The organism is Pseudomonas sp. GW823-FHT02E01 (genome assembly GCF_058797535.1).
Genome location: NZ_JBXAJS010000005.1, coordinates 522,647 through 536,980, shown reverse-complemented (window position 1 = coordinate 536,980; position 14,334 = coordinate 522,647). Strand labels below are relative to the sequence as shown.

Below are 14,334 nucleotides of genomic sequence, written 5' to 3'. Positions count from 1 at the left end.
AAGCGGGATTTTCTGTAGGGTCGTTGCCAACAGGCAGGCCGGAAAATCAACAAGAGGCAGACATGCAAACCGAGTTCCCCACCCAGTCCAGCTATCGCACCCAGCGTGAACAGTTCCTGGCCGCCGCGACCACGGCAGGCGCAACGCTGACGGAGTATCCACACCCGCTCAAGGGGCCGTTTGGTGAGTCCCTGAGCACGGATGTGGCGGTATTGGGTGATCCGGGCGCCAAGCGCCTGTTGATCGCGCTGAGCGGCACCCACGGAGTCGAAGGCTTCTACGGCTCGGGTTGCCAGATCAAATGGTTGCAGGAGTTGGGCAAGCGCTCCCTGCCAGCGGATGTCGCCGTGGTCATGGTCCATGCCATCAACCCTTGGGGCATGGCGTGGTTGCGCCGGGTCAACGAAGACAACATCGACCTGAACCGCAATCACCTGGATTTCCAGCGACCGCTGCCGGACAACCAGGCCTATGACGCTCTGCATGAAATCTATGCCTGCCCACAGTTGCAAGGTCCGGAGCGTGATCGTGCCGATGCCTTGCTCGACGAACAGATTCGCCTGCACGGCTGGCCGGCAGTCATGTCGATTGTCGAGGGCGGTCAGCATGCTCACCCCGACGGTCTGTTTTTCGGCGGGCTGGCGCCGAGCTGGTCGAACCGCACGTTGCACAAGATCGTGCAAATGCACGTAGCCCATGCCGAGGTCGCCATGTGTTTCGACTTGCACACGGGCGCTGGCGAATACGGTCATCCGATGTTGTTGACCATCACCGAGTCCGCCTATCCGGCGCTGGCGGATGCGCAGGCGATTTATGGCCCGTGGCTCTACAGCCTGCAGACCGGTGCCGATACCCTGAGCGAAACCGGCGTGGCGGCAACGGCCACCGGCTATACCTCGCAGGCGTTGATCGATGCGTTGCCGCAAGTACGGCTGATGCCTTTCGTCATCGAGTGCGGGACCTATCCCGGGCCGGACGTTCACCGGCATCTGCGTGATGACCACTGGCTGCATTTGCATGGCAACCCGAGTGACGCAACGGGGCGAGGGGTCAAGTTGAATCTGCTGGAACAGTTCTATCCGGCGGATAGCGATTGGCAGGCGATGGTCTGGCTGCGCACGTGGCAAATCTGGGAGCGGGCGTTGTCGGCATTGCCGACCATTGGCGTCTGATCGATGCGCGCATGCGGTTCAGGATTTCCTGCAACCGCAGCGTATTTTTTCAAGGCATAAAAAAACGGCTTACCTTGCGGTAAGCCGTTTTTAGTACTTGGTGGCTACACAGGGACTTGAACCCCGGACCCCAGCATTATGAATGCTATGCTCTAACCAACTGAGCTATGTAGCCAAGTGGCGCGCATTATTCACCGGTAACGGGGATGCGTCAAGCATAAATCTAAAATATTTCTCTGCGCTTTCAACCGTTTATCAAAATCTATCCTCTGAGCAGCGGTGAAGGGCAGCGCTGGAACCAGCGGCTGGCCTGTTCGTAGGCGTGGGCCAGTTGCAGGACAGCGAAGTCGGCCTGGTGTCTGCCGATGATTTGCAGGCCCATGGGCAGGCCGCTGGCGCTGAAGCCGACCTGTACGTTGGCTACCGGGCAGCCGGACAAGGTGCCGGGAATCACCACCTCCATCCAGCGGTGATAGGTGTCCATGGTCACGCCTTCGATGGTGGTGGGCCACGGTTGGGTTTTATCGAAGGGGAACACCTGGGCGCTGGGTAGCAGCAGGTAGTCGTATTTTTCGAACAACCTGGAGATCGCCCGATACCAGTCGCTGCGCGTCACCGAGGCGGCAAACACGTCGGTGGCCGAGAGTTTCAGGCCGTTTTCGACTTCCCAGCAGGCTTCCGGTTTCAACAGCGCCCGTTTTTGCGGGTCGGCGTATGTCGCGCCCAACGAGCCGGCGACCATCCAGTGGCGCAACGTCCGCCAACTGCTCCACAGCTTCTCTGGCGCGAATCCGGATTGAACGGGCTCGATGTGGCAACCCAGGCTTTCGAAATCGGCAAAGGCCTTTTCACACAGCGAGAGGATGTCTTTTTCCATCGGCAGGTAGCCGTTGAAGTCGCCGAGCCAGCCCAGACGCGTGCCTTTGAAGTCCCGATCCAGCGGTGCCGCAAAGGCGCTGCCGGGCTCGGCAATCGACAGCGGCGCCCGTGCATCGGCCCCGGCCTGCACTGACAGCAGCAACGCCGCATCGCGCACGCTGCGAGCCATGGGGCCTTCGTAGCCGAGTTGGTCGATAAACAGGTCGGCACTGTCATCGAAGGGCACGCGGCCCTGGGACGGACGGAACCCGAAGATGTTGTTGAAGGCGGCCGGGTTGCGCAGCGAGCCCATCATGTCGCTGCCGTCGGCCACCGGCACCAGGTGCATCGCCAGCGCCGCCGCCGCACCGCCGCTGCTGCCGCCAGCGGTCTTGCTCGGGTCGTAGGCGCAACCGGTCGCGCCGAACAGCGGGTTATAGCTTTGCGAACCGAGGCCGAATTCCGGGGTATTGCTCTTGCCGATGATGATCGCGCCCGCCGCTTTGATTCGCTCGACCATGATGCCGTCGCGCTCGGGGATGAAGTCCTTGTACAGCGGCGAACCCAGCGTGGTGCGGATGCCACGGGTCAGGGACAAGTCCTTGATGGCGTGGGGCAGGCCGTGCATCCAGCCACGGTATTGACCTTTCGCCAGTTCGGCGTCGCGGATATCGGCCTGGGCCAGCAGGTCTTGCGGCGCTTGCAGGCTCACCAGTGCATTGACCTTCGGATTGAAGCGTTCGATATGGGCAAGATAAGTCTGCATCACTTCCCGGCAGGAAACCTGGCGCAGGCGGATGCGTTCGGCGAGCTCGTGGGCCTGTAACAGGACCAGTTCGCTGATGTTATTAGAGTTCATTGCAAGCGGCCTTTCAGACGGCTGGAAAAACGCCCCGTCATCGCGTCGGGGCGGTAGAGATCAACGCATCAGGTTGGTCCAGAGACGGTCGGCCAGGCGGATCGCGCCTTCGCCGCAGGTCTTGCTGAACACCACCTGGGTGCCTTCGGGAATGTGCAGTTCCGGGGCGTTTTTGAGGCCCGCATCGAGGAACGGCTCCACACCCTTGATCGGGCTCTGGTGCTTGAGGAAGTTCTGGGTCATCGCCGCGTTTTCAGGCTGGCTGAGGAACGCGATGAAGGCCTTGGCGTTTGCCGGGTTCTTGCTGCCGGTCGGGATGACCATGTTGTCGACCCAGGCCAGCACACCTTCTTTCGGGTACAGGTATTTCAGGCTCGGTTTCATCTCCCGGGCGCGCATCGACGAGCCGCCCCAGAAGGTCGACATGTCGATTTCACCGGAGGCGAGGTTTTCGCGGATCGAACCGGCCTTGGAACTGTAGGTTTTGACGAAGGGTTTCTGCGCCTTGAGCAGGGTCAGAATCTGCTGCATCTGTTTCGGGTCTTCGCTGCACAGTGGAATGTTCAGGTACAGGCTGGCCATGTCCACCACGTCGCTGACCGAGTCGAACATGTTGATTCGTCCTTGCAGCTCGGCCGGTGGCTCGTAAAGCACCTTGAGGCTGTCGGCAGGGCCCTTGTAGCGCTCGGTGTTGAGCACCACGCTGGTGGTGCCCCAGATGAACGGCACGGAATAGGCACCTTCCGGGTCCCAGGTGGGTTTTTTCAGGTTGTCGACGACGCTGGCGTAGTAGGGCTGGTTGACCGGGTCGAAGCGCTCCAGCAGTTTTTCCTTGATCAGGATCGGCACGAACTGGTGCGAGGGGATCGCCACGTCATAACCGGCACCGCCCTGTTTCAATTTGGCCAGCAGGGTTTCGTTGGAATCGTAGGAGTCGACTGTAACTTCGATGCCGGTCTGCTTCTGGAACTTGGCGAGAATCTCCGGCGAAAAGTAGCCGCTCCAGCTCACCACGTTGAGTTTTTCCGCGGCCTGAACGCTGCCGACCATGGTCAGCGGTAAAGTCAGGAACAACGAAGTGCCGATGCTTTTAATCCACTTGCTCATGCTATTTCCCCACAGTACGTAGAAGGTTCAGGTTTTCTTTTTGCCCAGCAGATAAGAGAGCGTGACGAACAGCACCGAGACGCCCAGGATCAGGGTCGAGACAGCGTTGACGTCCGGTGTCACACCCATGCGCAACAGGCCGAAGATGAAGATCGGCAAGGTGGTGGTGCCGGCCTGGGAGACCATCATCGAGATCACGAAGTTATCCAGCGACACGATGAAGGCCAGCATCAGCCCGGAGAAAATCCCCGGCATCAGCAGCGGCAACGTGACCTTGCGAAAGGTCCGCCACGGGCCGGCATAGAGGTCGGCCGAGGCTTGTTCCAGGGACAGGTCCATGTCGTTCAGGCGTGCCCGTATCGGCAGAAAGGCGAACGGGATACAGAACACCGTGTGCGCGATGATCAGGTTGCCGTAGCCCAGGGACAGACCGATGGTGGAGAACAGCGCGAGGGTGGCGACGCCGACCACGATTTCCGGCAGCACCAGGGGCAACATGATCGCGCCCATGGACAATTGCAGGCCTTTGAACTTCGCACCCCGTGAAGTGCCGAGAGCGGCGAGGGTGGCGATGGCCGTGGCGACCATGCTGGCGCAGACCGCGATCAACAGACTGTTGCCAGCCGCCTGGCGCAGGGCCTGGTTGGCGAATGCGGCGCGATACCAGTCGAGGCTGAAACCGGTCCACACCGTGGCCGACTGGTTGGCGTTGAACGAAAACACCACCAGCACCACGATCGGCGCGTAGAGGTACAGGTAGAACAGGAAACTGAAACCGCCGAAGCCGGGGAAGTCCTGCACCCCCAGCGTGTTGCGTTTGAACAGGCCGATCATCACGCACCTCCTTTGGCGATGCGCTGGCGTTCGGCACGCAAGGCATAAACCGTCAGTACCAACATCACCGCCGCCATCAGCACCAGCGACAGAGCCGCACCGAAAGGCCAGTTACGCGCATCGCTGAACTGGCGGAAGATCAGGTTGCCGAGCATCATTCGCGTGCCGCCACCGAGCAGTTCCGGAGCGATCATCGCGCCCAGGCAAGGCACGAAAGTGAGGATGGCGCCGGCGAGAATTCCCGGTTTGGCAATCGGCAACACCACCTTGCGCAAGGTTCGAACGCGTCCGGCGTAGAGGTCTTGAGCGGCTTCGAGCAGGCGGATGTCCATTTTTTCCAGGGTGGCGTAGATCGGCAGCACGACGAAGGGCGCATAGGTATAAACCAGCCCCAGCAGCACCGCGCCGTCGGTGTAGAGCAGTTGCAGCGGCTGGTCGATGACCCCGAGGCCCATCAGGCTGTTGTTGATCACCCCGGTGTTGCGCAGCAGCAGAATCCAGGCGTAGGTGCGGATCAACAGGTTGGCCCAGAACGGTACGGTGATCAGGAAGATCAGCAAGCCACGGCGATGGGCCGGTTGCATGGCCAGCCATACCGCCACCGGAAAACCGATCAACAGGGTGATGAGCGTGGTCAGCCCGGCGATGCCGATGGAGCGCAGGGCAATGATCAGGTAGGAGTCGGCGAAGGCCAGGCTGTCGTCCAGTTGCCGCTCGAACAGCAGGGAGGTGTAGGCGTCACTGCTGAATACTTTGTTCACCCCGCCATAGGGGTTGGCCTCCATCAGCGAGTAACCGATGACGATCAGGATCGGCACGATCAGAAACAGGCCGATGGCGATCAGCGCGGGGCTGACACCGAGAAAGCTCTGGAAGGCCCGCCGACGTTCCAGCGTGTTGGCAATCGGTAAAGCGTGCATGGCAATTCCTCGTGCTCAATCGTGCAGGACGCTGGCGCTGCCCTGGTCGAACAACAGACCGGCCTGACTGCCGACGGCGAAGCGTTTGCTCTGGTCGACGCAGTTGGGGGTGCGCACGGTGAGGCGTGAACCGTCGCTCAGGCTGACCTGGTATTGCAGGTCGGTGCCGAGGTAGATCTGCGCTTCGATCCGGCACGGCAGAGCGTTCTCAGTGGTGGCTGGCACCAGATGCAAACGCTCGGGGCGCACGGACAATGCGACGTTGGCACCGACTCGCACATCGCTGCATGGCTGTGCAGGCAATGGATGACCGGCCGGACCGGCGAACCAGGCGAGGCCGTCTGCAACGCGGGTGACCGTGCCTTCGATGAAGTTGGTTTCACCGATGAAGTCCGCCACGAAGCGATTGCGCGGGCGTTCGTAGATGTCTTCCGGACGACCGACCTGCTGCACCTCGCCTTCGGACAACACGGCGATACGGTCGGACATGGTCAGGGCTTCTTCCTGGTCGTGGGTGACGAAGATGAAGGTGATGCCGGTGCGCGCCTGAATGGTTTTCAGCTCTTCGCGCATGGCCTGGCGCAGCTTGAGGTCCAGCGCCGAGAGCGGTTCGTCGAGCAGCAAGACCTTGGGATGCGGCGCCAATGCACGAGCGAGGGCGACACGCTGTTGCTGACCGCCAGACAGTTGCGCCGGCTTGCGGTTGGCAAAGCGCTCCATCTGCACCAGGGCGAGCATCTCGCGCACCCGTTCTGCCATTTGCGTTTTGTTCAGGACTTTGCCCATCGGGTGGGACTCAAGGCCGAAGGCCAGGTTCTCGGCGATGGTCATGTGCGGGAACAGCGCGTAATGCTGGAACACCGTGTTGACCGGGCGCTGGAAGGGCGGGCGGTCGGCGATGTTTTCGCCGTAGAGCAGAATTTCGCCTTCGGTAGGGAATTCGAACCCGGCGATCATCCGCAGGAGCGTGGTTTTGCCGCAGCCCGAAGGGCCGAGAAGGGTGAAGAACTCGTTGTCGCGAATGTCCAGGTCGATGCTTTTGAGCGCCACCGGGCCAGTCTTTGGATCACCGTAGACTTTGCGCACTGAGCGGATGGACACCGCCAGCGTTTGCAGCGAATGCAGGGCATTCATGCGTTACCTCCGATTCCCCCATCGCCTGCGCACGTGCTGAAAACAGCTGCGTCGTCGGGCCATGGATATTATTTTTCTGGGCAGGATCGAGATTGCGTTCGGGTGTTGTAACCAGCTGTTTTGTTGTTCTGCTGTGGATCGATTATCAGCGAGGGGTTGCGGGGGCGAAACTTCAATTTTAACATAGGGGCTGTTAAAAAATTTAACAGCAGAAGGCGCCCGGAAACCATGCCTGACCACCGTTTGCCGCCGCTCAACGCGGTGCGTGCCTTTGATGCCGCGGCCCGGTTGGGCAGCTATGTCGAAGCCTCCAAGGCCCTGCACGTGACCCAGCCGGCCATCGGCCGCCATGTGAAATTGCTGGAAGACTGGCTGGGCATCCAACTGTTCGAGCGCACCTCACGCGGGGTCAACCTGACGACGGCGGGGGAGAAGTACCACCGCAAGATCACCGCCGCCTTGCAGCTGATCATCGAAGCGGGAAAAGAGGCGCAGCCAAAACACGCCGAACGCTGGCTGCGCATCATGGTGGTGCCAGGGTTTGCCAAGCGCTGGCTGATGCCGCGCATCGAGGCCATGCGTCATCTGCGCCCGGGCTTGAAGTTCGCTATCGAGCCCAACTCCACCTTCACCGAAGTGGATGGCAAAAGCGCTGACCTGGGCATCGTCTACGGGTTGGACGGCCAATATGCGCACTCGCGCACCAGCCTGATTTGTCCTCGGGTGTTTCCGATCTGTTCCCCCGACTATCTGGCCAGCGTCGAGCCCATCGACAGCCCCGCGGACCTGGTGAAACACAACCTGATCCATGTGGATGACGGCGAGTGGTGGAACCTGTGGTTCGCCGCCAACGACCTCGACATGCACCTCAATTCGGACATGCTCTACGTCAACAACGACCACGCACTGTCGGTGGCCGAGAGCGGGCAGGGCATCGCACTGGCCAACGAAGTGCTGGTGCGCGACGAACTCCATAGCGGCAAGCTGGTGCGGGTGGTGGACGCGCAAGTGAAGCTGGAAAGCTATCGAGTGCTGACGCCGTCCGCCGAACTCTCGGCAGACGCGGCGTGGTTTATCGACTGGCTCAAGAGCGAACTGGAGCAGGACTTCCCGGAGGCGGTGATCCGCGCCTGAGAAGTCCTGGCGGGTTCAACTCAAACGGAAGCGCCCGGTGTTGTCGCTTAAGGCTTTGCTGCCGTGGCTCAGAGTGTCCGCGGCCTGGTTCACCGCGCGGGCCCCTTCGAGCAAGCGCACCGCCGCTTGATCGACCTGCTGGATATTGCCGCTGACCTCGTCGGCGGTACTGGCCTGTTCCTCCACCGCCGTGGCGATTTGCGCCAGGGTATCGGTGACGCTCTGCACCGCACTGGCGATTTCCCCGAGCCGTTCACCGAGGCCGGTGACCGCTTGCGCATCGCTCTCTGCCTGACTGCACGCGGCTTGCATCAGGCTGACGGCCTCATTCACGGTGTTGCGCAGGCTGTCGACCGTGCCGGCGATCTGTGCGGTCGACGATTGCGTGCGTTGGGACAGGCTGCGCACTTCATCGGCCACCACCGCGAAGCCACGCCCTTGCTCGCCCGCCCGGGCCGCCTCGATGGCGGCGTTGAGTGCCAGCAGGTTGGTCTGCTCGGCGACACCGCGAATGGTGTCGACCACCAGTTGAATCTGCTGTCCTTGTTCACTGACCCGGCCCAGCGCCGCAGCGGTCTCGTTCAGACGTTGATTGAGCTGCTGGATACTCGCGGTGGTGCGCTGGCTGTCACGGCTGCTGTCGGCGGCAATGCGCCGGGTGTGCTGGGCGCTGCCGGACGCCTGTTCGCAGCTGTGGGCCACCCCTTGTGAGGTGGCGGCCAGTTGCGTCGCCGCAGCGGCAATCTGGCTGATCTGCAACTGCTGGGCTTCGACTTCGCCCAGGGCGTCGCTGGAATGATGGTTGAGGGTTTGTACCGCGTTGCTCAGTTGCAGGGTTTCGTGATCCACCCCTTGCAGGCTGGTGCGCAGTTGCACCACGGCGACGTTCAGCGCGGTGCTGATGACCGCCAGTTCGTCCCGGCCTTGAACCGGCACTTGCAGGCTCAGATTGCCATCGCGCAGGGCCTCGGCCAGTACCGTGATGCCGCTGGCGCTGCGGCGGATCGAGGCCTGCAAACAGATGAACAGATACAGCGCGGCCAACAGCAGGCAGCCCAACACGGCGGCCACAACAACGAACTGGCGGATCGCCGAGTCGTGGTAGTAATCCAGGCGTTGATCCAGCGACACCAGCGACTGCTGACGCAACGAGGCGAGGTCAGAGAGCAGGGCGTCGAGACTGCGTTCGAAGTCCTCCGGCTTGAGGTTGATGCTGCCACCGAACACGCCGTCATCCAGCACCTTCAGGCCCGCATCGAGGCGCTTGAGGCTGTCGTGGTATTGCCCGGCCCAGGTTTGCAGGGCGCTGGGCAAGCGCGCTTCGAGCAGGCCTGCGGTTTTCACCAGCTGCTCTCGCGCATCGCCGATGCGGCTGCGCAGGTCGCGCAGTTGCAGGCGGCTTTGCAGGGTGAACTGTCCGGACACCACCGAGGCCTGGCCCACAGCAGCCAGACGACCGACCCGTTCGATCAGGTCCGGCGCATGCTGTGTGGAGATCTGCGTCAGCAAGTAGGTTTCCAGCCACGGTGCCAGCGTCAGGCGATTGTCCATGGCGATCTGCTCGCGTAAGGCTTGCAGGGCGCTCAAAGCGTTGGTGAAGCGATCGTATCCATCCGGCCACCAACCGACATTGCTCAGGCTTTTTGAGTCGAGGCCATCGAGGGCGGTTTGCAGGGCCTGATAACGCGACAGGGTTTCGCCCTCGGCGCTTTCTTTTTGCAGGGCATTGCCCAATTCGGCAGTGGCCTGGCTGACGGCGGGCTGAACCCCATCGAAGGCGGCCATCGCGGCGAGGGTGGCCGGCGTTGGCTGGCGATTGGTTTCCGTGGCGCGCCACCTGGCGGCGCGATCACGCTGGGCGGCGAGCAGGTCATCCAGCGCATCGAGGGCAAGCAGTTGCCGCACCCCGGCGCGTTCGCCGGAGATCAGGCTGAGTTTGTCGCGATAGTCCTGGCCGATCATCCACAGGCTGCCGGCCAGCGGCAGGATAAACAGCAGAAACAACAGCTGGAATTTACGTGCGAAGCCAAAACGCCCCAGCAGCCCGATCCCCGGTGATAAAAAAGCCTGCATGCCCCATGACTCCTCTGGACACCACGCACTATTGGCGTGCGACGGAGGTTGTCGCACCCCCGACTCGTGCCCTCTAAAAAGGCCTCGAAAGTTCACCCTTGTCCGCTCTGTAGGCTGACTCTGTAGCGAAACTTCCCATTGTCGGTCGCCTTTGTAAGGAGGCCGCGTTCAAGCAGACAAGGAAGGCAAGATTCAGACCATGGCTTTGCGCCATCAAGGTTGTGGTGATGAAAAACGAGGTCGTTAGCAGGCTAAGGGGATGGCGTTGCCGCACCGAAAAATGGCACATTGGCGCACCTGCACGTTCGTACCTCCTGTTGTCTGGAAATTCCCATGGCTATCAGCAACGCCCAGACCGGCTCAGTGCCGGCGTCCGCTACGCCCCAAAGCAGTCCCCTGGTGATGCGCATCATCGGCGCGGTAGCGCTGGCGCATTTGATCAACGACCTGATCCAGTCGGTGCTGCCGTCGATCTATCCGATGCTCAAGGCCAACTATGGCCTGACCTTCACCCAGGTCGGCCTGATCACCCTGACGTTCCAGTTGACGGCCTCGCTGCTGCAGCCGTGGGTCGGTTACTACACCGATCGTCATCCCAAGCCGTGGTTGTTGCCGGCGGGTACGGTCTGCACCCTGGTCGGGATTCTGATGATGTCGGTGGTCGGCAGCTTCCCGCTAATCCTGTTGGCGGCGGGGCTGATCGGCATCGGTTCATCGACCTTCCACCCGGAAGCGTCCCGCGTGGCGCGCCTGGCTTCGGGCGGACGCTTCGGGCTGGCGCAATCGACCTTCCAGGTCGGCGGTAACGCGGGCTCGGCGTTCGGCCCGTTGCTGGCGGCGGCGATCATCATTCCCTACGGTCAAGGGCAGGTGGCCTGGTTCGGCCTGTTCGCGGTGTTTGCGCTGTTCGTGCTTTACCGGATCAGCCGCTGGTACGCCAACCATTTGAACCTGTTCAAGCTCAAGCAGGGCCAGGCGGCGACTCACGGCTTGTCCAAGGGCCGAGTGACCAGTGCGCTGGTGGTACTCGGGTTGCTGGTGTTCTCCAAGTATTTCTACATGTCGAGCCTCACCAGCTACTTCACCTTTTATCTGATCGAGAAGTTCGACCTGTCGGTGGCCAGCTCGCAGCTGCATCTGTTCCTGTTTCTCGGAGCGGTCGCGGCGGGGACGTTCTTTGGCGGGCCGATCGGTGACAGGATCGGGCGTAAGGCGGTGATCTGGTTCTCGATCCTCGGCGTTGCGCCGTTCACCTTGCTGCTGCCCCATGTCGACCTGTTCTGGACCAGCATTCTCAGCGTGGTCATCGGCTTCATCCTCGCCTCGGCGTTCTCGGCCATCGTGGTGTACGCCCAGGAACTGGTGCCGGGCAATGTCGGGATGATCGCCGGGATATTCTTCGGCCTGATGTTCGGCTTCGGCGGGATTGGCGCGGCGTTGCTGGGCCATCTGGCGGATATTCACGGCATCGAATACGTGTACTACCTGTGTTCGTTCCTGCCGCTGTTTGGGGTGCTGGCGATCTTCCTGCCGCGAACCAAAAAGGCCTGATCCAACACAAATCCCCTGTGGGAGCGAGCTTGCTCGCGATGACGGAGTGTCAGTCAGTATCTTTGTTGGCTGACACACCGCTATCGCGAGCAAGCTCGCTCCCACAGAAAAGCAAAAACAAGGCACAAAAAAGCCGCGTATCAAACGCGGCTTTTTCTTGGGCGTATGGCTTACACGTTGAAACGGAAGTGCATCACGTCGCCGTCTTTAACGATGTAATCCTTGCCTTCCAGGCGCCATTTACCGGCTTCCTTGGTACCGGCTTCGCCCTTGTACTGGATGAAGTCGTTGTAGGCGATCACTTCGGCGCGGATGAAGCCTTTTTCGAAGTCGGTGTGGATCACGCCAGCGGCTTGTGGTGCGGTGGCACCGACGCGGACGGTCCAGGCGCGGACTTCTTCGACACCGGCGGTGAAGTAGGTCTGCAGGTGCAGCATTTCGTAGCCGGCGCGGATCACGCGGTTCAGGCCAGGCTCTTCGAGGCCCAGGGCTTCGAGGAACATGTCTTTTTCTTCGCCGTCATCGAGCTCGGCGATTTCCGCTTCGATCTTGTTGCACACCGGAACAACCACGGCGCCTTCTTCTTCGGCGATGGCGCGTACAACGTCCAGGTGCGGGTTGTTCTCGAAACCGTCTTCAGCGACGTTGGCGATGTACATGACCGGCTTGGTGGTCAGCAGGTGGAAGCCCTTGATCACCGCTTTCTCGTCGGTGCCCATGTTCTTCATCAGGCTGCGCGCCGGCTTGCCTTCGGTGAAGTGAGCGATCAGTTGCTCCAGCAGGCCTTTCTGGACCACTGCGTCCTTGTCACCGCCCTTGGCGTTGCGCGCGACTTTCTGCAGTTGCTTCTCGCAGCTGTCGAGGTCGGCGAAGATCAGTTCCAGGTCGATGATTTCGATGTCGCGTTTCGGGTCGACGCTGTTGGAGACGTGAATCACGTTCTCGTCTTCGAAGCAGCGGACCACGTGGGCGATGGCATCGGTTTCACGGATGTTGGCCAGGAACTTGTTGCCCAGGCCTTCACCTTTCGACGCGCCGGCAACCAGGCCCGCGATGTCGACGAATTCCATGGTGGTCGGCAGGATGCGCTTTGGATTGACGATGGCAGCCAGGGCATCCAGACGCGGGTCCGGCATCGGCACGATACCGCTGTTAGGCTCGATGGTGCAGAAGGGGAAGTTCTCGGCCGCGATCCCGGATTTGGTCAGGGCGTTGAACAGGGTGGACTTGCCGACGTTAGGCAGGCCGACGATGCCGCAATTGAATCCCATGGTGTTTCCCCTCGGATAAGAGTCAGGCCTTCTGGCTGTGCAGGTTTTTCATCGCGCGGTTCCATTCCCCGGCGAGGATATCCGGCAGCACGCCGAGGGCAAAGTCGATGCTGGCATCGAGTTTTTCCTGTTCGGCGCGTGGCGCACGACCCAGGACGAAATTTGAAACCATACTGGCGACGCCCGGATGACCGATGCCAAGCCGCAGGCGGTGGAAAGTGTTCTGATTACCCAGTTGCGCAATGATGTCGCGCAGCCCGTTGTGACCTCCATGGCCGCCGCCCACTTTGAGTTTGGCGACGCCGGGTGGCAGGTCGAGTTCGTCGTGTGCCACGAGGATTTCTTCAGGCTTGATGCGAAAGAAACCTGCAAGGGCCGCCACGGCCTGGCCGCTGCGGTTCATGTACGTGGTGGGAATCAGCAGACGAACATCCTGACCCTGATGCGTATAGCGCCCGGTCAGGCCGAAATATTTGCGGTCCGCCACAAGGTTTACGCCTTGTGCGTTCGCGATGCGCTCAACAAAAAGGGCCCCTGCGTTATGCCGGGTCTGTTCGTATTCAGCGCCTGGATTTCCCAGGCCAACGATCAGTTTGATGGCAGTCACGATAGGGGCCCTTCCTTGGAGTGGTGGATAACATCGCCGCAATCAGGGATAGCGGCGAAAGTGGACGAAAATTGCTCATTTACCATGATGTAAACTCCGCGTTCTCGCCCGCTTTCTCGCTATGCTCTAGTCCGCGATGTTTCCGGTCACTCCGGCGTACAGAGTAAAATTACTCTGCAGCGCCTTCTGCAGCTTCTGGAGCAACACGTGGAGCGTGGACGTTGGCAACAGCCTTGTCATCACCGTGTGCCAGGGCCACGAACTCAACGCCTTTAGGAGCCTTGAGGTCCGACAGGTGAATGATCGAACCGATTTCAGCGTTAGCCAGGTCGACTTCGATGAACTCAGGCAGATCTTTCGGCAGGCAGGAAACTTCGATCTCGGCAACAACGTGCGAGATTTCGCCGCCTTTCTTGGTCGGTGCTTCTTCGTTGATGAAGTGCACTGGAACGATAGCGGTCAGTTTCTGGCCGGCTACTACGCGTACGAAGTCAGCGTGCATCACGTGGCCTTTGGCCGGGTGACGCTGCAGGGCTTTGATCACGACGTTCTGCTTGGTGCCACCAACGTTCAGCTCGATGATGTGGCTGTAAGCCGCTTCGTTTTCGAGCAGTTTGGCAACTTCTTTGGCCAGCATGCTGATGGATTCAGGGGCTTTGTCGCCACCGTAAACTACAGCTGGAACCAGGCTTGCGAGACGACGCAGGCGGCGGCTCGCACCTTTCCCCAGGTCGGAACGCACTTCAGCATTCAGAGTAAAATCGTTCATGTTGTATCTCCAAAATAACCACACTCGCCCCAGCGTTTGCGACCA

General features: G+C 60.9%; 12 protein-coding genes and 1 tRNA gene. 3 read left to right on the top strand and 10 right to left on the bottom strand.

Annotated features, from left to right (window positions below):
* The first annotated feature begins 62 nt into the window (after positions 1-62).
* Positions 63-1,172 (top strand): DUF2817 domain-containing protein, encoded by a 1,110-nt coding sequence (locus AC1RDQ_RS15490; protein WP_492587652.1) that lies wholly within the window; start codon positions 63-65, stop codon positions 1,170-1,172.
* A 98-nt stretch (positions 1,173-1,270) separates the two neighbouring features.
* Here AC1RDQ_RS15490 and AC1RDQ_RS15485 read toward each other — a convergent pair.
* The 6 genes from AC1RDQ_RS15485 to AC1RDQ_RS15460 all read right to left on the bottom strand — a co-directional run bounded on the left by AC1RDQ_RS15485 (position 1,271) and on the right by AC1RDQ_RS15460 (position 6,884).
* Positions 1,271-1,347 (bottom strand) — tRNA-Met (locus AC1RDQ_RS15485).
* Between the two features lie 87 nt (positions 1,348-1,434).
* Positions 1,435-2,889: an amidase gene (locus AC1RDQ_RS15480; protein WP_090457673.1), complete on the bottom strand. Its 1,455-nt coding sequence runs from the start codon at positions 2,887-2,889 to the stop codon at positions 1,435-1,437.
* Between the two features lie 60 nt (positions 2,890-2,949).
* Positions 2,950-3,996 carry an ABC transporter substrate-binding protein gene (locus tag AC1RDQ_RS15475; RefSeq protein WP_492587651.1) on the bottom strand — a complete coding sequence of 349 codons (1,047 nt, stop codon included), beginning with the start codon at positions 3,994-3,996 and terminating at the stop codon, positions 2,950-2,952.
* A 27-nt stretch (positions 3,997-4,023) separates the two neighbouring features.
* Entirely contained in the window at positions 4,024-4,830 is an 807-nt protein-coding gene (locus tag AC1RDQ_RS15470) for an ABC transporter permease (RefSeq protein ID WP_178120847.1), read from the bottom strand.
* Positions 4,830-5,750, bottom strand: a complete 921-nt coding sequence (locus AC1RDQ_RS15465; protein ID WP_007981819.1) for an ABC transporter permease — start codon at positions 5,748-5,750, stop codon at positions 4,830-4,832. The genes AC1RDQ_RS15470 and AC1RDQ_RS15465 overlap by 1 nt, the downstream gene beginning before the upstream one ends.
* A 15-nt stretch (positions 5,751-5,765) precedes the next feature.
* Positions 5,766-6,884, bottom strand: a complete 1,119-nt coding sequence (locus AC1RDQ_RS15460; RefSeq protein ID WP_218494205.1) for an ABC transporter ATP-binding protein — start codon at positions 6,882-6,884, stop codon at positions 5,766-5,768.
* Positions 6,885-7,112: 228 nt separating this feature from the next.
* On the opposite strand from AC1RDQ_RS15460, the gene AC1RDQ_RS15455 reads away from it, so the two are divergent.
* Positions 7,113-8,018, top strand: coding sequence for a LysR substrate-binding domain-containing protein (locus tag AC1RDQ_RS15455; RefSeq protein WP_057713310.1), 906 nt, complete (start codon positions 7,113-7,115; stop codon positions 8,016-8,018).
* A 15-nt stretch (positions 8,019-8,033) separates the two neighbouring features.
* Here the strand turns inward: AC1RDQ_RS15455 and AC1RDQ_RS15450 are convergent, their stop codons facing one another.
* On the bottom strand, positions 8,034-10,091 hold the full coding sequence (locus AC1RDQ_RS15450) for a methyl-accepting chemotaxis protein (protein ID WP_492587649.1): 2,058 nt from the start codon (positions 10,089-10,091) through the stop codon (positions 8,034-8,036).
* Positions 10,092-10,424: 333 nt separating this feature from the next.
* On the opposite strand from AC1RDQ_RS15450, the gene AC1RDQ_RS15445 reads away from it, so the two are divergent.
* Positions 10,425-11,642 carry an MFS transporter gene (locus tag AC1RDQ_RS15445; protein ID WP_057713312.1) on the top strand — a complete coding sequence of 406 codons (1,218 nt, stop codon included), beginning with the start codon at positions 10,425-10,427 and terminating at the stop codon, positions 11,640-11,642.
* A 170-nt stretch (positions 11,643-11,812) separates the two neighbouring features.
* On the opposite strand, the gene ychF is transcribed toward AC1RDQ_RS15445, so the two are convergent.
* From ychF to AC1RDQ_RS15430, 3 genes are all read right to left on the bottom strand, one after another.
* Positions 11,813-12,913: a redox-regulated ATPase YchF gene (gene ychF / locus AC1RDQ_RS15440; protein WP_057713313.1), complete on the bottom strand. Its 1,101-nt coding sequence runs from the start codon at positions 12,911-12,913 to the stop codon at positions 11,813-11,815.
* Positions 12,914-12,935: 22 nt separating this feature from the next.
* Positions 12,936-13,520 (bottom strand): aminoacyl-tRNA hydrolase, encoded by a 585-nt coding sequence (gene pth, locus AC1RDQ_RS15435; RefSeq protein ID WP_154860520.1) that lies wholly within the window; start codon positions 13,518-13,520, stop codon positions 12,936-12,938.
* 169 nt (positions 13,521-13,689) lie between these two features.
* Positions 13,690-14,289: a 50S ribosomal protein L25/general stress protein Ctc gene (locus tag AC1RDQ_RS15430; RefSeq protein ID WP_007973891.1), complete on the bottom strand. Its 600-nt coding sequence runs from the start codon at positions 14,287-14,289 to the stop codon at positions 13,690-13,692.
* Positions 14,290-14,334 lie beyond the last annotated feature (45 nt).